At 38.2% G+C, this 18,090-nt stretch carries 15 protein-coding genes and 1 rRNA gene; 4 read left to right on the top strand and 12 right to left on the bottom strand.

Annotation, left to right across the window (positions count from 1 at the left end):
* Both ACRX5O_RS20605 and ACRX5O_RS20610 read right to left on the bottom strand, forming a co-directional pair.
* A 16S ribosomal RNA gene (locus tag ACRX5O_RS20605) occupies positions 1-171 on the bottom strand; the annotation flags it as partial.
* Positions 172-447: 276 nt separating this feature from the next.
* Entirely contained in the window at positions 448-1,323 is an 876-nt protein-coding gene (locus tag ACRX5O_RS20610; RefSeq protein ID WP_433907696.1) for a nucleotidyltransferase-like protein, read from the bottom strand.
* Positions 1,324-1,477: 154 nt separating this feature from the next.
* Between ACRX5O_RS20610 and ACRX5O_RS20615 the strand changes: the two genes are divergently transcribed.
* Positions 1,478-1,840, top strand: a complete 363-nt coding sequence (locus ACRX5O_RS20615) for a YgzB family protein (protein ID WP_430775998.1) — start codon at positions 1,478-1,480, stop codon at positions 1,838-1,840.
* A 30-nt stretch (positions 1,841-1,870) separates the two neighbouring features.
* Here the strand turns inward: ACRX5O_RS20615 and perR are convergent, their stop codons facing one another.
* The 7 genes from perR to ACRX5O_RS20650 form a co-directional block, all read right to left on the bottom strand.
* Positions 1,871-2,311: a peroxide-responsive transcriptional repressor PerR gene (gene perR, locus ACRX5O_RS20620; protein WP_119707042.1), complete on the bottom strand. Its 441-nt coding sequence runs from the start codon at positions 2,309-2,311 to the stop codon at positions 1,871-1,873.
* 103 nt (positions 2,312-2,414) lie between these two features.
* Positions 2,415-2,966 carry a cob(I)yrinic acid a,c-diamide adenosyltransferase gene (locus tag ACRX5O_RS20625; protein WP_433907697.1) on the bottom strand — a complete coding sequence of 184 codons (552 nt, stop codon included), beginning with the start codon at positions 2,964-2,966 and terminating at the stop codon, positions 2,415-2,417.
* 204 nt (positions 2,967-3,170) lie between these two features.
* Entirely contained in the window at positions 3,171-3,641 is a 471-nt protein-coding gene (gene bcp / locus ACRX5O_RS20630) for a thioredoxin-dependent thiol peroxidase (RefSeq protein WP_433907698.1), read from the bottom strand.
* A gap of 74 nt (positions 3,642-3,715) precedes the next feature.
* Positions 3,716-4,126, bottom strand: a complete 411-nt coding sequence (locus ACRX5O_RS20635; RefSeq protein WP_433907699.1) for an ion channel — start codon at positions 4,124-4,126, stop codon at positions 3,716-3,718.
* Between the two features lie 81 nt (positions 4,127-4,207).
* On the bottom strand, positions 4,208-4,993 hold the full coding sequence (locus tag ACRX5O_RS20640; RefSeq protein WP_433907700.1) for an ABC transporter permease: 786 nt from the start codon (positions 4,991-4,993) through the stop codon (positions 4,208-4,210).
* Positions 4,994-4,997: 4 nt separating this feature from the next.
* Positions 4,998-5,789, bottom strand: coding sequence for an ABC transporter permease (locus ACRX5O_RS20645; RefSeq protein ID WP_433907745.1), 792 nt, complete (start codon positions 5,787-5,789; stop codon positions 4,998-5,000).
* 9 nt (positions 5,790-5,798) lie between these two features.
* Entirely contained in the window at positions 5,799-6,806 is a 1,008-nt protein-coding gene (locus ACRX5O_RS20650; RefSeq protein ID WP_433907701.1) for an ABC transporter ATP-binding protein, read from the bottom strand.
* A 164-nt stretch (positions 6,807-6,970) separates the two neighbouring features.
* Between ACRX5O_RS20650 and ACRX5O_RS20655 the strand changes: the two genes are divergently transcribed.
* The 3 genes from ACRX5O_RS20655 (at position 6,971) to ACRX5O_RS20665 (ending at position 14,418) form a co-directional block, all read left to right on the top strand.
* Positions 6,971-8,266 carry a glutamate-1-semialdehyde 2,1-aminomutase gene (locus tag ACRX5O_RS20655; protein WP_433907702.1) on the top strand — a complete coding sequence of 432 codons (1,296 nt, stop codon included), beginning with the start codon at positions 6,971-6,973 and terminating at the stop codon, positions 8,264-8,266.
* Positions 8,267-8,663: 397 nt separating this feature from the next.
* Entirely contained in the window at positions 8,664-13,133 is a 4,470-nt protein-coding gene (locus ACRX5O_RS20660; RefSeq protein ID WP_433907703.1) for a glutamate synthase-related protein, read from the top strand.
* A gap of 202 nt (positions 13,134-13,335) precedes the next feature.
* The gene (locus ACRX5O_RS20665; protein ID WP_433907704.1) at positions 13,336-14,418 is read left to right on the top strand and encodes an FUSC family protein; all 1,083 of its coding nucleotides are present in this window, start codon (positions 13,336-13,338) and stop codon (positions 14,416-14,418) included.
* A 39-nt stretch (positions 14,419-14,457) separates the two neighbouring features.
* Here the strand turns inward: ACRX5O_RS20665 and ACRX5O_RS20670 are convergent, their stop codons facing one another.
* The 3 genes from ACRX5O_RS20670 to ACRX5O_RS20680 form a co-directional block, all read right to left on the bottom strand.
* Positions 14,458-15,354, bottom strand: coding sequence for an ABC transporter permease (locus ACRX5O_RS20670; protein WP_433907705.1), 897 nt, complete (start codon positions 15,352-15,354; stop codon positions 14,458-14,460).
* A gap of 18 nt (positions 15,355-15,372) precedes the next feature.
* Positions 15,373-16,377, bottom strand: coding sequence for an ABC transporter permease (locus tag ACRX5O_RS20675; RefSeq protein WP_433907706.1), 1,005 nt, complete (start codon positions 16,375-16,377; stop codon positions 15,373-15,375).
* Between the two features lie 74 nt (positions 16,378-16,451).
* Positions 16,452-18,050, bottom strand: coding sequence for an ABC transporter substrate-binding protein (locus ACRX5O_RS20680; protein ID WP_119707032.1), 1,599 nt, complete (start codon positions 18,048-18,050; stop codon positions 16,452-16,454).
* Between the last annotated feature and the right edge of the window lie 40 nt (positions 18,051-18,090).

Here is an 18,090-nt window from a genome sequence, read left to right on the forward strand (position 1 = left end):
TATTAGCCCCGGTTTCCCGGAGTTATCCCAGTCTCATAGGCAGGTTGCCCACGTGTTACTCACCCGTCCGCCGCTAACCTTTGGGAGCAAGCTCCCAAAGATCCGCTCGACTTGCATGTATTAGGCACGCCGCCAGCGTTCGTCCTGAGCCAGGATCAAACTCTCCAATAAAGAGTAAGATTAGCTCTTAAAGTTAAAACGTTGGCTAGTGTGTATTTCAACACTAATCATTTTTGTTGACGTATGATTTGTTTAGTTTTCAAAGAACAACTTTCATCATCTCGCTCAGAGGCGACTTTATTAATATATCACAGCGTTAATATCATGTCAACACTGTTTTTGAAAAACATTTCCGTCAGCTACAAAGTCATTTTAGCGACATTTCGTAGCGACGGATATTAATATAACAAGAATCCAATCTCAGGTCAACAGAAAAGTGATATTTTTTTACGATAATTTTTCAGCAACTTTATAATATCTATGAAAAACACCTTGTCCCTTTGTTTCCTGATTAACAACCTCAATATATCCTTTTTCTATTAAGTACTCTAATAACATACTTAAATCTACCGAGTATTCTTTCAGCTCATCATGACTTAAGATTTCTTGGAACGCCCAGATGTCCTTTTGCGCTAACACCTCTTGAAGATGCATAATACCTACTTTCGTTCTGGAATGAATAAGAAACTCACTTGCTAAAAATAATAGTTCAAGCCTTTTTTCAATTGATTCTTCACTCGTTACTAACTCTGAATACAATTTAAAAATTGCCGGTTCAATTTGTTTCACCTGATGCCAAACGGTCACTTCAGGATGAAAGCCATTTTCGATTACAGCAAGTCTTGCTAAATGATGCAGAGAGTGAACCACATGATTATATGCATCTAAATGATGTTTATTTTCAAAGAAGGCTTTCCCATCCATATAGCGACGAATTAATCTTGCAAACTCGAGTCCCATTTTTACCTTTCTACCATAGAAAGGAAATTCCATAAGCTCTTTTTTCAAATTATGAAGGTACTCATTACGATCGAATTGAATTTTTCCGTTATAAAACCAGTCAAAGATTTTACGATTTGTACCAAGAAGAATCCATTCATTAATTTGCGCTTCTGTTACAACATGTAAAGCAGCTTTTTTATTTTCATAGGTGTAATGTTTAATAAAAACCGCTTGTTCCGCTTCCTTTACAACAATAAGTAAAATAGCATCAAACGTATCTGTAGTAGGAATGGATTTTTGTTTTTTCTCTATAAATAAGACACCAAGTGTATTTGCTTGGCTTGCCCGTTCCTGGTATAAAGGACGGAGAAAGTCTTCCATAGGAATTCCCCCCAATTCTTGATAGGCTATAATTTCGACGCCGAACATGAAACTCCTTCAAAATAAAAAGTCAAATTTCGACACAGACCTCCTTATTATATATTTATCTCATCAATAATGGTATGATATATTTAGCTTTTAGGAGGGAATAAAAATGGGTAAATACTCTAGCAAAATTAACAAAATTCGTACTTTTGCTCTAAGCTTAATTTTTATTGGATTCATTATTATGTATATAGGAATCTTTTTCAGAACTGCTCCCTTAGTTATGACTTTCTTTATGCTTCTTGGGCTTTTATCAATTATCGCGAGCACCGTGGTATATTTCTGGATCGGAATGTTATCTACGAAGACTGTTCAAGTAGTTTGTCCAAATTGCCAGAAAACAACTAAGGTATTAGGGCGAGTAGATATGTGCATGTATTGCAACGAACCACTTACACTTGACCCGAGCTTAACCGGTAAAGAATTTGATGAAAAATATAACCGTAAAAACAGCAAAAAAGCTGACATGTAAGTCAGCTTTTTTATTTTCCATCTTTTTTGCTTAATGAGCTTCTTTAATAGCGCAATCCGGACAAGTTCCGTAAATCTCCATACGATGGTGACTTACTTTAAATCCCGTAACATGAGATGCTAATTGTTCTACTTCATCAAGACCCGGATAGTGGAAGTCGACGATCTTTCCACACTTTTCACAGATCACATGATAATGATGGGTTGTAATAAAATCGAACCTACTGGATGCATCACCGTAAGTAAGTTCTTTTACAAGTCCAACCTCGCGGAATACTCGTAAATTATTGTAAACTGTAGCCACACTCATATTAGGGAATTTTCCTTCAAGAGCTTTATAAATATCATCAGCAGTCGGGTGTGACATGGAGTTTATTAAATATTCAAGTATCGCATGACGCTGGGGAGTAATACGGACTCCAGTTTCTTTTAACGTGTCAAGCGCTTCTTTCAATTGATGCGACACCGCCATGCACCTCTTTTCTAGTAAAAATTATTACTTTATAATATTTATAATTAGTGTACTAAGATGTGTTATACTTTGTCAATATTCCTGCCGTGTAAATGATAAATATTTATTCTTGCACTTTTACTAGTACATCATTTATACCCTTCTGACTATTTACATATCTTCCTGCGACAAATAACAAATCAGATAGGCGATTTAAATAAGCAATTATTATCGGGTTTACTTGATCGATATCGACTGCACATCTTTCTGCCCGCCTCACAATTGTTCGTGCCATATGAAGGGCTGCGGCAGCAGAATCCCCCCCTGGCAAGATAAAGTTTTTCAATTCTTTTAGGTTCTCTTCCCACCGATCAATACAAACCTCAAGTTCACTTACATGCTTTTCCGTTACTGCGCTCATCACTTTCTTTCCTATTGGTGTAGCAAGCTCAGCTCCTACATAAAAAAGAGTGGTTTGTACATGAGTAAGTGTTTCTTTTATATCCTTCTCTGCTTCTTGATCATCTAGTACCAAAAGACTTAAAGCAAGACCAATCGCCGAGTTCGCTTCATCACATGTTCCATATGCTTCCACTCTTTGATCACTTTTTTTTACACGCTCACCATAAAGCAACGATGTTTTTCCTTTATCACCTGATCTTGTATAGATCTTCATACCCCACCTCTTTAGGTTAATTTCCCTTATTACTATATGTATGTGGATGATATTTCAATTTATTCAAACGAATGACTAGCACAGTCATAAAAAAAAAAAAACAGGCTATGATTAGCCTGTTAAAAAGTATCTGAGGAGGTATGCCCTAATATAATGTATTCACTACTTGTTTATTTGAATGGACAATAGCCTTTAAAAAGAAAATTAGGCTGTAATTTTTTCTTTTAAGAATTGTAATGCCTGTTCCACATGACCTTTCACAGACACTTTTCTCCATTCCTTCACTACGAATCCTTCTTCATCAAGAATAAAGGTTGAACGCTCTATGCCCATGTATTCTTTGCCAAAGTTCTTTTTTAATTTCCATACACCAAATGCTTCTGACAACTTTTGTTCTTCGTCTGCTAATAATAAAAATGGAAGATCATATTTATCGATAAATTTTTCATGTCTACTCATCGGGTCTGTACTTACCCCAATAATAACAGCGTTCAAGTCAGCAAAGCTTTCATGCTGATCTCGAAAATCACAAGCTTGTGTCGTACAGCCTGGCGTCATATCCTTTGGGTAAAAGTACAACACAATATTCTTCCCCTTAAAATCTGAGAGACGAACTGTCTTCCCATTGCTTGCAGGTAATGCTACATCCGAAGCTACTTTTCCTATTACATCCATATATACCCCTCCAATATTCTATATACAGTTAGCCTATCTAACTTACAAATAAAATACAACTTTGAAGGGTAGTATTAGTTCTTTTCCATATCAATGACTGCTCTTGCCACGAAAGCAGCAGGAATTGTATAGCCTATCAATGCTTGGAATACTGCTATACCCCGGGCGATACCAACTGGTGATATATCACCATACCCAACTGAAAAAAGGGTAATGGCACTAAAATAGATACTTGTTGCTAATCTTTCTATATAATGAAGGGAATTATCTGCTTGGTTGGTTTCAAGCAGTACATCGTGACCATGTATTTCTAATAATAGATATAACAAGCCAAAACCAATGGTTACTGTTGCATAAATAAAGGCAAGAAAGAGAAAATTCTCAAATGACACCTGTTTCCCTTTTATTTTATTCGGGACAAAAAGCAGTCGTAAGCTCATAAAAAGACAAACGAAAATAATTAGTAAAGACAGAGAAAATATCATATTCTTATCCTCTTTTCAAATGAACTTCTCGCTTTACTATACGCGCTTCTCATTTATGTTATGACTGCATGTACACAGTCTTTAGCTCCCTGCTCCGCGATATCTTTTAACTCCCTCGTTCCATACAAATACAGATATGGCAAAAAACACAACTCCAATAACGGGCGTCAAAAAGGAATACACATACCATTCTTCTCTTCTCAAGAAAAACGCTGCTGGGTAAACTCCGACAAAGGCAAAAGGAAGGATCCATGTGAGCACAAAGCGGATTACCGTGTTATAAATATCTACCGGGTACCTTCCATAATTCCCAATGTTGTACATCATTGGCATAATCGATGTTCTAGCATCTGCCCAAAAGCTGATACAGGCGATAAGAATAAAAACACCTGCATACACTAGAGCTCCACCTATTACAAAAACTAAGAACAAAATCGGATCGTACCAATTAATAGAAAGTCCAAGACGCGCACCCGCATATGCCATAACCACAAAACCTGTAATCGCGCCAAATAGAGATTCCAATTCCATTCGTTCAAGGACGATTTGAAACAGGCTGTGTATAGGTCGAGTTAAGATTCTGTCCAGCTCGCCTTTTACTATATATCGCTCGTTAAAATCCCAAATATTAAAGAAGGAGGAGAATAAAGCAAATGGCACGAGGAAGAAACCATAAATAAAGATAATCTCATCCCTACTCCAGCCGTTTAAAAAGTCGGTATGACCAAAAACAACAATAATGAAAATTAAATTTACCGCTTGAAAAAGCAAATCTGACACCAGTTCAACAACCAGGTCTGAACGATATTGAAGTCTAGTTTTCAAATATTGACCAATATATTGTGCAAGCATTTGTAAATAAAACATCATATTACCCTCCTTGGATGACAAGCATTTTCTTGGCTAATATCCAAAGAGCCTGTATCGGAACGATTAAGATTAACACCCATATCCCTTGTAGCATTATTGCTTGTATGGTCTCACTGAACGAGAAACCGTTTGTAAATATCATGCTTGGTACATAACTGATTCCTTGAAATGGGAGAAACTTAAGTACCTCTTGAATTCCCTGAGGAAAAAAACTGAGCGGTAATAAAAGTCCAGAAAACAAATCAATAATTACCCGCTTGGCTCGAATGAGACCTGTATTATTAAATAAGAAAAAAGTAGTCATTCCTGTTAATAAATTGATTTGAGTGTTTATTAAAAAGCTTAGGACAATCGAAACAAAAAAGAGTGCCCACGTGTAAATATCTGCTGAAAAACGAATGGGAAAAATCAACGAAACGATAAGCATTCCAGGGACAGAAAAGAAAAACAAACGGAAGATCCCTTCACCTAGCCCTTGCATCGTCTTCATCGTTAAGTAATTATAAGGTCGAATTAATTCAACAGCTACCTTTCCTTCCTTAATTTCCATAGCCATTTCTCGGTCAATATTATTAAAATAAAACGCCCGTGCCATCCACGCAACCGCAACATAGGTAGTCATTTGGAGAACCGATAAGCCCTCAATCGTCTCCTTCCCCCCATAAATAGCCTTCCATAAAAAATAATAGGCACCAATATTAATACTATAAATTAAAATACCTGTGTAATAATTAGTTCGGTACGCTAACATCATTAAGAATCTTATTCGAATCATCTCAATATATTTATCCATACTTCCCATCTATACTTCACCTTTCTCATAAATCTTACGGATAATTTCTTCAGTAGAAACCTCCATAATCTTCACATCTTTTATTTGATAGGAAGAAATCACTGTACCAATTAAATCCGAGACCGCATTCGCTTCGTCGGTCGTATAGGCAGTAAAATACTGTTCTTTTTCTTCTAACTCCCATTTAACATGTAACTCACGTGTTACATTCTCTAAGTCTGCAAGCTCAACACTCTCTAAAAATTGAAATTGAACCTCTTTTCCTTCACCCCATGTTTCCTTTAAGTTTTTCAAGGCTCCATCGTATATAATATTACCTTCATCAAGCATAACGACACGGTCACAAAGTGCTTCAATATCCGTTAAATCATGAGTTGTTAACAGGATGGTTGTATTATATTTTTCATTTATTTCCTTTAAGAAATCACGAATTTTTAGTTTTACTAGTACATCTAGTCCGATGGTTGGTTCGTCCAAAAATAAAAGTGGCGGATTATGAATGAGAGCAGCAGCAAGTTCACAGCGCATTCGTTGGCCTAACGACAACTTTCGAACAGGCTTATCCAGAAGTGGTTCAATATCCAGTGTTCGGATGACATGCCCCATGTGGCGGTCATACTCTTCATCGGAAACTTTATAAACCTTTTTTAATAAACGAAAGGACTCTTGAACGGCAATATCCCACCAAAGCTGTGAGCGCTGTCCAAATACTACACCAATTGTCTGAACAAAAGCCTCTCGTTCTTTATGAGGATTCATTCCATTTACTAACACATCACCTGCAGTAGGTGTTAATATACCTGTTAGCATTTTAATTGTTGTCGATTTACCAGCTCCGTTCTCACCGATATAACCGACCATCTCTCCTTGCTTAACGGAAAAGCTAATATCATTAACCGCACGAAGCACTTTATAATTTCTCGAAAATAAGTCTCTAAACGCTCCCTTTAAACCAGAACGTGAAGAATACGATTTAAATTCTTTTCTTAATCCATGTACTTCAATAGCATTTTTCATCTTGTTTCCTCCATATCTATCAAACACAAATCTTAGTGTACCCAAACCACTATCTCTTCTCAACCAAATACACTTATCTAAAAAATTTGCTATAGTTGTACGAAGGGGAAAAATGACAAAAACATGCTAAAATAAGGTCATTCGATTTAACTAGGAGGATTAACATGCAATTTACGAATTCTGAACGATTACATAATGAAGCATTAGAGGTTATTGTCGGTGGGGTGAATAGTCCCTCCCGTTCTTATAAAGCCGTCGGAGGCGGTGCACCAGTGGTTATGGAAAGAGCAAACGGTGCTTATTTTTGGGACGTTGATGGCAATCAATACATTGATTATTTAGCAGCTTACGGTCCCATTATCACTGGACATGCACACCCACATATTACGAAAGCAATAAAAAAAGCAGCTGAATCTGGTGTACTATACGGAACTCCGACTCCTCATGAGGTAAAGTTTGCAAAAAGGCTTCAAGAGGCAATGCCAAACTTGGAAAAGGTACGATTTGTCAATTCTGGGACTGAAGCAGTTATGACGACCATCCGTGTTGCTCGTGCTTATACAGGGAGAGATAAAATCATTAAGTTTGCTGGTTGTTATCATGGACACTCCGACCTTGTTCTTGTTGCTGCAGGGTCAGGACCATCTACCCTAGGTACTCCAGATTCAGCTGGTGTACCAAAGTCTATAGCTCAAGAAGTCATTACTGTTCCATTTAATGATATAGAACCATTTAAGGTAGCTTTAGAAAAATGGGGCGATGAAATTGCAGCCGTTCTAGTCGAACCGATAGTCGGTAACTTTGGAATTGTTGAACCAGTAGAAGGATTCCTACAGCAAGTGAATGATCTCACTCATGCAGCAGGAGCTCTTGTAATCTACGATGAAGTAATTACCGCCTTCCGTTTTATGTACGGCGGCGCACAAGATTTATTAGGGATCCAACCCGACTTAACCGCATTAGGAAAAATTATTGGTGGCGGACTTCCAATCGGTGCATATGGAGGTAAAAAAGAAATTATGGAAAAGGTGGCACCCCTAGGTCCTGCTTACCAAGCAGGTACGATGGCAGGTAACCCAGCGTCGATTCTTTCAGGAATAGCTTGTCTAGAAGTGTTAAAACAAGATGGAGTGTATGAATATTTAGATCGTTTAGGTGCCATGCTCGAGGAAGGAATTTTACAAGCGGCGAAGGAACACAACATCTCCATAACCATTAACCGCTTAAAAGGAGCATTAACGATTTATTTCACGGACGAAAAGGTTATTAATTACGAACAGGCTGAAAACACTGACGGAGAGATGTTCGGAAGATTTTTCAAGCATATGCTTCACCAGGGAATCAACCTTGCACCGTCTAAGTATGAAGCATGGTTTATCACAATTGCCCATACACAAGACGATATTGAGGCAACAATTCATGCAGTTAATCATGCATTTGAGTTATTAAAGAGCGAATAATTATTCATATTTTTATACATTGCGGAACTTTACAAAAGTTCCGTTTTTTGCTATTTACTTATTGAAAACGCTTCCATTGCTAGTATAAGACTGTTAATTACCAAAATTTTTTCCTTACCCCCTATCCAACTTTTTGCATATTTAATTGATTTCTGAAAATTCATATGATATTATAAGTTAAACAATTTTGTTTCATGCTCGACCTTTCTTGCAGCCAGTGATACTTCCCAAAGAAGGTAAAGATCAAGGTAAGTCATTAACCCCAACCTTTAATACACTGACTCGCTAACCAACGTTTGTATCCGCAATTATTTAAACTCATTTTTAACAAATAGATCTTTGATCAGGAGGTGAAACGGCTTTTGAGGGACGGAACATTCCCGATTAGCCGAAAAGTATGACAGAACAATGGACCCCTTCTTTATTTAAAGAGTTCTACCGCGAAGAGCATGATGCATGCGGTATTGTATCAAGCTTAGAAAAATCGAATAAGCCTACAAGAGAGAATATCTTTAATTGTATCAATGCACTTGTCACCATGAATCACCGAGCAGGATTTATTAACGGAGAAGGCGATGGTGTAGGTATTCACATTGATATTCCTAAAGCATTATGGAAAGAAAAGCTAACTAATGCAGGAGCTGACCAAAGCATCGTTGACAATGACAACTTTGTCGTAGGTCATATCTTCATTAGCAGTAAACACACTCCTGAAGAAATTAAAACTGACTTGATTGCTAAATTAAAAGATTCTAATTTTACTATTGTTTTTGAATCAGACGAAGTAACAAATTCTTCTGCCCTAGGACCTATTGCGATTCAAGAAAATCCTGTGTTCTGGCAGTTTGCTGCTTTAGCAGATGTTTCTGGCCAAGAGCTTTCTAACAAGCTTTTTAACATGACTGTCGATTTTGAGAAAAATGAAAATGTACATGTAGCTTCATTAAGCCAATACCATGCTGTATATAAAGTAATGGGGGCTGGCGATATTCTTCCTAAGTACTATGCTGACTTAGCAAATCCTATTGTTGCTTCTACTATGACACTTGGACACAACCGTTACTCAACTAATACATTGTCTAGCTTTTTCCGTGTTCAACCTTTCAGCGTTCTTGGACACAACGGGGAAATTAACACAATTGCTAAGCTAAGAGACGAAGCTCGTTTAATCGGTGTACCTCTTGTAAAAGATGGTAGTGACTCACAAGACTTAAGTAGAACAATGGAGACATTGATTTGTCGTGATGGATACTCACTATTTGAGGCGCTGGATTTAGTCTTCCCTCCAATCGTGAACGAAATCAAATCATACCCTGAACATTTACAAGACTTATATACTTATATGCGTGAGGCTTGGGGACATTTCGCACAAGGACCTGCTGGTATTATCTCTCGTTTTGGTGACGAAGCAGCATTTAGTGTTGATGCCCTTGGATTACGTCCACTTTGGATGCTTGAGACAGAAACGTCATACCTGTTCTCCTCAGAACCAGGAATCATTCCATCAAGTGAATATGTAAATGAACCAAAGCCATTAGCACCAGGTGAAAAGGTAGGTTTCAAGTGGGATGGCGACACATTAAAGCTTTATGAGCAAGATGATTACCAAGCTGCTGTATACGAAAGATTTTCTAGTCGTTGCGACATTAAAGATGCAAGACTACGTCTTGATGCACCGGCTCTTGAGAAAAATGTATCAATGAACTACCCAACAAAATTACACAACGGACAATACAAAGCATTTGGCTGGGAGCGTGACCACGTTCAGTTAGTAGAACAGATGGCTGAAAAAGGTGTAGAGCCTATTCGTTCTTTAGGGCATGACTCACCATTAGCTTCTTTAAATCCTGAGCGTAAAAATCTGGCTGACTATATTAAAGAAAGCGTAGCGGTTGTTACTAATCCAGCAATCGACCGTGATCGTGAAACAGAACACTTCTCAACTCGCGTAATTATCGGCCAAAGACCTTCTCTATTCGCAAATAATAAAAAAGGTAATGTAGTAGAATTAACCACTCCTATTTTAATAGAAGGATCAGCTGGTTATGAGATTAGTAAAGAGCTAAATCAACCTAGCTATGATCAATTAACGAATCATTTTGGACAACAAAAGCTTGTAGCTTATATTTCAACAACTATTAAGGCTGATGAGACAGTTGCTGAGGCACTATCTCGACTACAATCTGAAGCGGTTGAAGCTGTAAATAGCGGAAAAACACTTCTAGTCCTTGACGATAACCATGCACATCATGATGGTCAGTTATGGCTTGATCCTCATTTAGCAACGTCAGCTATTGATCAAGCACTTGTAAAAGCAGAGGTTAGAAGAAATTGTTCCCTTCTCCTTCGTTCTGCTGCTATCCGTTCTTTACATGATGTGATTGTTGCATTTGGTCTAGGAGCAGATTTAATTAGTCCTTACTATATGTTTATCACTGTATTAGATGAGGCAACAAAGCCATTGGTTAACCTATACTCTGCCCTTACAAAAGGACTTGAGAAAGTAATTTCTACAATTGGTATCCATGAGCTACGTGGTTATAGCCGATTGTTCTCTGCTATCGGATTAAACGATGAAATTGCAAATGCACTTAAAGTCGTTAATTTCTTTGGTTCTGAGCATTCCGTGCATAATTTTGCAACACTAAAAGAAGATGCCATTGCAAGAGCCACTGACTACCATAATGAAAAGGAAAGAATCGGAAAAACATTCAACCTCTTCCCACGTATTTGGAAAGCAATTGGAGAAGTTGCTTCCACTGGAGACTACACTCCATTAAAAGAGAAAATCTCTGAGCAAGAAGAGCAGAATCCAGTAACGATTCGTCACTTAACAAGTTTAAAGAAAGTAAAGTCTACTGTAAAAGCATCAGATGTTAGCTTAAAAGTAGGAGATCATGATCTTCCATTCGTTATCGCTTCTATGTCTTTCGGTTCTCAAAATGAGATTGCTTTCCGCGCTTATGCTGAAGGTGCAGATCGACTAAACATGGTCAGCTTAAATGGTGAAGGTGGAGAGATTAAGGATATGCTTGGTAAGTATCCACGTACACGTGGACAGCAGGTAGCTTCCGGTCGTTTCGGAGTAAATGCTGAATTATTAAACTCTTCTAACCTACTTGAAATTAAAATTGGTCAAGGTGCGAAGCCTGGTGAAGGTGGTCACTTACCTGGTTCAAAGGTAACTGCGAAAATTGCTGAAGCACGTAATGCAACGATCGGTTCTGACTTAATCTCACCTTCTAACAACCATGATATTTATTCAATTGAAGATTTGGCACAAATGATTCAAGAATTAAAAACAGCTAATGACAAAGCAAAAGTTGCTGTAAAAGTTCCTGTTGTACCAAACATCGGAACAATCGCAGTTGGTATCGCAAAAGCCGGAGCAGATATTATTACCCTAAGTGGATTTGATGGTGGAACAGGTGCAGCAAGGATTCATGCCCTTCAACACGTGGGTCTTCCAGTAGAAATCGGTGTTAAAGCAGCTCACAACGCCCTTCTTGAAGCTGGACTAAGAGATCATGTAGAGCTTTGGGCAGACGGTGGAATTAAGAGTGTTCAAGACGTAATTAAGGTAATGCTTCTTGGAGCTAATCGTATCGGCTTCGGAACACTTTCTATGATTGCTATTGGATGTACAACTTGCCGTGGATGTCACCTTGATACATGTCACGTTGGGATTGCGACTCAAATCGATTCTGAAGCACAAGCTAAAGAACATGGTTTAAGACGTTTCGTTCCAAGACAATCTGATTTAGCAGTTCAAGCGATTGTAAACTTCTACACAGCATTTGCAAATGAGTTGAAGGAGCTTACTGCATCACTTGGAGTAAAAAATCTTCAAGACATCGTTGGTCGCTCTGACCTACTTGAACAATCGAAGGGTCAAGATCAACTAAACTTAACATACTTGTTAAAGCCTCTTGAAATTGGTCAGCTTCATCATAAGGAAGCAGCAGCTACTGCAGAAGAAAAGCAACTTCAAGTTGCTGTGGGTGCAGAGTATTTAGACGCTAGTGTTGATGAGTTACACCAATCACGTGAGTTCCATAGTGTTACATCTGAACAAAGAGTATTAGGTAGCCGAGTGTCTTGTCACCGCGTTCGTGGTCGCTTAGATGGCTCATACCGCAGCCTCCCTCCTGTTCAGTTGAAATACACGAAAGGATCTATCCCTGGAAACGGCTTAGGAGCTTATAACAGCGATGGAATCAGTATTGAGGTTAACGGCGGCGCACAAGACGGTACAGGTAAGACATCTGTTGGTGGAAAAATCCTTATCTTTAAGGCTCAAGGCAAAAACGGCAAGTACTTGAACGGTTCCGTTGGTAAAGGCTTTGGATATGGAGCACAGCATGGTCTACTAGTTGCACAAGGAAACGCCGATGCTCGTGCAGGAATTCGTTTATCGGGTGCTGATATCATTATCGGCGGTCAAGTGACGAAACCAATTCCAGCTAATGAAAATGGCAATATCGGTGCTAGAGCAAATATTAAAGGTTTTGCCTTTGAATACATGACAAATGGTCGTGGCCTTGTTCTTGGTGACCCAGGACCATGGATTTGTGCAGGTATGACTGGTGGAGTTGTTTACTTAAGACATCAACCAGAAATGGGCTTAACAAAAGAAGCTCTACAACGAAGAATTGCTAAAGGCGCTAAAATCTCAATCACTAATTTAACAGAAGAAGGCAAGCAAGATATCAATGAATTATTAGGTCAATATGTTGCATTGCTTCAAGAGCAAGGTCAAGAAGAAGAAGCTAATCAACTTGCTGAGCTTTTAAAACAACCTGAACAGCACTTCGTTCAAGCAGTACCAGTTAAAGAGCAAGCAGATCCATCTGTTTCTACAGAGTGATTTTTAAATGAGCTTGTACAAAGAAAATGCCCCTTTTTGCGGGCATTTTTTTTTGTAATAAAAGCTTACAAAATAATATTGCATAAAAATCATAAAATATATAAAAAATCATATAAATAACCCTTGAACTTACATTTTAATCACTGTATAGTACATTATTGTTATTAAAACTTATCAGTAGTAGGAAAGGAATTATTTACTTATGAAGCTTGGCGCCCGCATTCTAAAGACGGGAATTGCAATTGTTTTATCTTTGTTTCTTGCGGAGGTTTTCCAATCACCTTCCCCTGTTTTCGCTGGAATTGCTGCAATTTTTGCTTTACAACCCACCGTATACCGATCTTATTTAACGATTATCGAACAAGCACAAGGAAATTTAATCGGTGCCGTTATTGCCGTATTATTTGTATTAACACTTGGAAATAACATAGTTATCATTGGGCTGGCAGCTATTATTGTCATTATTATCAATCTTAAATTAAATATAGAAAAAACCATTCCACTTGCACTTGTTACTATTATCGCAATTATGGAAAATCCTAGTGATACATTTATTGAATTCGCGATCATTCGTTTTTCTACAATTATGCTTGGAATTTTTGCAGCCTTTATTGTAAATTTAGTATTCCTACCACCTAAATACGAAAATAAGCTATTCTTTAAAACATCAAATATGATGGATGAAATCACTCGCTGGATACGAATGAACACAAGAAACGCCTCAGATCATCATTTGCTAAAGAATGATATTGAAAAATTAAAGGATATGGTGATCAAACTCGATCAGTTATATATTTTATATAAGGAAGATAGAAATTATTTTAAGAAGAATGATATTGTCAAGGCAAGGAAGCTTGTCATTTATCGTCAAATGATTTCGACAACCAAACGAGCACTCAATGTGTTAAAAAGGCTTCATCGTTATGAAAATGAACTCTCTCAGCTACCAGAAGAGTTTAAACTAGAACTTCAGCAGCAACTCGATTGTTTAATTGATTCTCATGAACAAATCATGTACCGATTTGCCGGTAAGGGAAAGATGCCACCAAATCACGAGGTTGGCAATTTCTGTTTGAATAGAAAAGATCTATTTAATTTATTTCTTTCTCAACAAGATAAACTTAATGAGCATGAAAACGATAATGTCTTTTTTCATACGATGCAAGTCGTTTCCGCAATGGTAGAGTACGACGAAACTTTAGAGCATCTAGATGTTCTTGTTAACAGCTTCCATTCGTATCATAAAGAAGTCAATGAAGTGAAATTCGAGGAAATCCAAGATTAAAATAGGAAAAAGCAGCTGATTTTTATCAGCTGCTTTTTGTTAGTTCTTCATTCGTGGGTCTAGTGCGTCTCGTAAACCATCCCCCATTAAGTTAAATCCAAGAACGGTCAACATGATGGCAAGCCCGGGGAATATCATTGTCCACGGTGCTTGTATTAGGAATGTTCTTGCATCCGCAAGCATTTTCCCCCATTCAGGGTTTGGTGCCTCCGCTCCAAGTCCTAAAAAACCTAATGCTGCAGCTTCAATAATTGCAGTTGCTATTGCTAAAGTTCCTTGTACAATTATCGGAGCCATACTATTCGGCAACACATGATGAAATAAAATACGAGAGTTTTTCATACCCACTGCTTTTGCTGCCATAATATATTCTTCCTGCTTAACCGTTAATACTCTTGATCGTATTAAACGGCCAAAGTTTGGAATATTGATAATGGCAATCGCAATTAATGCATTACGTAAAGATGGACCAAGGACAGCCACGATTGCAATTGCTAGTAGAATACTAGGGAAAGCAAGCATAATATCAAATGTTCTAGAGATAATCGTATCAACCCACTTACCATAATATCCTGCTAATATTCCTAGTAAACAGCCAACTACGATCGATCCTAATACTGCTAAAAAACCGACCCATAAGGAGATTCTTGCCCCATATACAACTCTTGAAAAAATATCACGACCAAAATCGTCCGTTCCGAACCAATGATCACTCGATGGTGGTAACAAACGGTTAGACAGCATTTGCTCCTTAAACGTATAAGGTGCGATTAAAGGTGCAAATATTGCGACCAAAATAAAGAATATAACAATGAACGCTCCAATTACTGCAAGCTTATTCTTTTTAAAGCTGATCCAAGCTTCAAGCCAGGGTGAAACAACCTTCTCGTCTGTTCCAATAATGGGCTGATCACTTTTTTGTGTTGAAAGTTCCATTGAAGCCCCTCCTTTCAATTAATGGTATTTAATTCGAGGATCTACCGCTGCATATAATAAGTCGATGACTAAGTTAATCATGACAAATATAAAAGCAATAACTAGTACTCCAGACTGCACTACCGGATAGTCACGGTAACCAATCGCTTCATAAATATAACGTCCAATTCCCGGCCAACTAAATATTGTTTCAGTAAGGATCGCACCACCTAATAATAGCCCTGTTTGTAGTCCTATTATGGTCAAAACTGGAATGATAGCATTTTTTAATGAATGCTTGTACACAACCCAAAACATCTTTAATCCTTTTGCACGTGCTGTACGGATAAAGTCTGAACGCATAACCTCAAGCATGGTTGAACGTGTGATTCTTGCAATGATTGCCATTGGAATTGTGGCTAATGCCATGCTAGGAAGGACAAGATGTTTAATGACCTCAACGAGTTGATCAGTTCTCCCTTGAATGATGGTATCAATAATATAAATATTAGTGATACCAGTAACCGGATTTCTTACTTCTTCCCTGCCTGAAGTTGGCAGCCAATCTAAATTAATAGCAAATACCCATTGTTCCATTAGACCAAGCCAAAATATCGGCATGGATACACCAACTAAAGCTAATACCATGGCAACATAATCGAACCATGAATTTTGGAACCATGCACTGATGATTCCTGCATTAACGCCAATCACAACTGCCACTAACATCGCGCAGAACGAAAGCTCAATCGTTGCCATTAAATAAGGGACCATTTCTTCAGAAATTGGAGCTTTTGTCCTAATTGACTCACCAAGATCTCCTGTTAACAAGTTTCCTAGATAATTAAAATACTGAACGAACCACGGCTGATCGAGTCCCAACTGTTTCGTTAAAGCCTCAACCGCCTCCTTAGTTGCAAGCTGACCTAGAATTAACTGAGCAGGATCACCCGGTATCGCTCGAATCATAAAAAAGACAACTAATGATAATCCAAGAAGAACTGGGATCAAGGAAAATAATCGTTTAACTGTATAAGTAAGCATAGTCCACCTCGCTTCAATTTAAGATGAGTAGAGTGAAAAAAGGGAGCGAAACTCCACTCCCTTTTCCTCATTCATTATTTGAATTCAACCGTTGAAAGAATATCAGAACCAGTTGGATGCGGAAGGAAGCCAGTAATATTCGCTTTTCCTGCTAAAGCTGGTTGTGAGTGTACTAGTGGAATCCATGGAGCATCTTCTTTAATTAATACTTGTGCTTCTTTATAAAGTTTCTCACGCTCAGCTTGGTCAGCTGTAGATTGTGCTGCTACCAATAGATCGTGAACTTCTTGGTTTTGATAATAAGAGTAGTTATTGCTGCCGATGCTATCTTGGTCAAGTAATACATATAAGAAGTTATCAGCATCACCATTGTCACCTGTCCAGCCAAGTAGGAATGTATCTGCTTCTCCAAGGCGAGCCTTGTCTAAGTAAGTACCCCACTCATAAGTAACAATTTTAGCTTTTACTCCGATTGCTTCGAAGTTAGCTTGAAGTGCTTCTGCAACCTTTTGACCATCTGGCATATACGGTCTTGCTACAGGCATTGCCCAAAGTTCCATTTCAAAGCCGTTTTCGTAACCAGCTTCTTTTAAAAGTTCTTTTGCTTTTTCAGGATCATACTCATAATCAACTACATCATCATTGTATCCTGCAACAACTGGAGGCATTGGGTTCTTCGCAGGCTCCGCAGCTCCAGCATAGAATGCATCGATAAGAGCTTCTTTGTCTACTGCATAGTTAAGCGCTTGACGAACTAATTTTTCCTTCAATGGACCACGCGTACTTGTTAAACCAAGGTAAGCAATGTTTAAAGAAGGACGATAGAATGTTTGTAGATCTGCATTTGCCTCAATTGTTCCAACATCCGAGAAGTTTACACCATCAATTAGGTCCACTTCACCTGATGATAATGCATTTAAACGTGCAGAGTTATCAGGAATCGCACGGAAAATAACTTGGCTAAGCTTCGGCAATCCTTCTTGCCAGTATTCTTCGTTCTTTACGATTGTAATTTTGTCATTACGCTTCCACTCTTTAAATACGAATGGACCTGTACCAACTGGATTTTCCATGAACTTATCGCCATATTCTTCAATTGCAGCAGGGCTCGCAATCGCAAATGGGCTCATTGCTAAGTTTTTATAGAATGGTGCTAATGGAGAATTTAGAACAAATTCAACTGTATAGTCATCTACCACTTTCACTTCTTTGATACGATCACCGAATTGAGAGTTATAGTAGTAGTATTGTTCTTTATCACCACTTGCCCAGCGGTCGAAGTTAAACTTAACAGCTTCTGCGTTGAAATCTGTTCCGTCATGGAACTTGATACCTTCACGCAGCTTTAATGTATAAGTTAATCCATCTTCACTATTCGACCACTCCGTTGCTAATCCTGGAGCAAGTTCAGTGTCTTGTTCTCCGAATTCAATCAGGGTTTCAAAAATGTTCTTTGTTACTTTGAAAGACTCACCATCAGTAGCAGTAGCTGGGTCTAGTGAGACTGAATCGCCACCACGTCCAAAAACTAATGTATCAACCGCAGCTTCCTCGCTTCCTGAACCTTCTCCTTCTGAAGAAGACTCATTAGCTGTGTTCTTGCTACATCCGACCAATGCTAATGAAAGCATTAGGATAAAAGCAAGGAACATAAGACTAGTACGCTTTTTCAATGTTTTTCCCCCTCTTAATCTGAGAGTTCACTACTCTCTT

This window comes from Robertmurraya mesotrionivorans (genome assembly GCF_050971805.1).
Classification (GTDB): Bacteria; Bacillota; Bacilli; order Bacillales; family Cytobacillaceae; genus Robertmurraya_A.

Bases quoted from the DNA above. Each gene is read 5' to 3' on its own strand.
- ACRX5O_RS20675 (WP_433907706.1), bottom strand. From the start codon at position 16,377: ATGCTTACTTATACAGTTAAACGATTATTTTCCTTGATCCCAGTTCTT.
- ACRX5O_RS20655 (WP_433907702.1), top strand. From the start codon at position 6,971: ATGCAATTTACGAATTCTGAACGATTACATAATGAAGCATTAGAGGTT.
- ACRX5O_RS20660 (WP_433907703.1), top strand. From the start codon at position 8,664: ATGACAGAACAATGGACCCCTTCTTTATTTAAAGAGTTCTACCGCGAA.
- ACRX5O_RS20635 (WP_433907699.1), bottom strand. From the start codon at position 4,126: ATGATATTTTCTCTGTCTTTACTAATTATTTTCGTTTGTCTTTTTATG.
- ACRX5O_RS20615 (WP_430775998.1), top strand. From the start codon at position 1,478: ATGGGTAAATACTCTAGCAAAATTAACAAAATTCGTACTTTTGCTCTA.
- ACRX5O_RS20610 (WP_433907696.1), bottom strand. From the start codon at position 1,323: ATGGAAGACTTTCTCCGTCCTTTATACCAGGAACGGGCAAGCCAAGCA.
- bcp (WP_433907698.1), bottom strand. From the start codon at position 3,641: ATGGATGTAATAGGAAAAGTAGCTTCGGATGTAGCATTACCTGCAAGC.
- ACRX5O_RS20645 (WP_433907745.1), bottom strand. From the start codon at position 5,789: ATGGATAAATATATTGAGATGATTCGAATAAGATTCTTAATGATGTTA.
- ACRX5O_RS20665 (WP_433907704.1), top strand. From the start codon at position 13,336: ATGAAGCTTGGCGCCCGCATTCTAAAGACGGGAATTGCAATTGTTTTA.
- ACRX5O_RS20640 (WP_433907700.1), bottom strand. From the start codon at position 4,993: ATGTTTTATTTACAAATGCTTGCACAATATATTGGTCAATATTTGAAA.
- ACRX5O_RS20670 (WP_433907705.1), bottom strand. From the start codon at position 15,354: ATGGAACTTTCAACACAAAAAAGTGATCAGCCCATTATTGGAACAGAC.
- ACRX5O_RS20650 (WP_433907701.1), bottom strand. From the start codon at position 6,806: ATGAAAAATGCTATTGAAGTACATGGATTAAGAAAAGAATTTAAATCG.
- perR (WP_119707042.1), bottom strand. From the start codon at position 2,311: ATGGCGGTGTCGCATCAATTGAAAGAAGCGCTTGACACGTTAAAAGAA.
- ACRX5O_RS20625 (WP_433907697.1), bottom strand. From the start codon at position 2,966: ATGAAGATCTATACAAGATCAGGTGATAAAGGAAAAACATCGTTGCTT.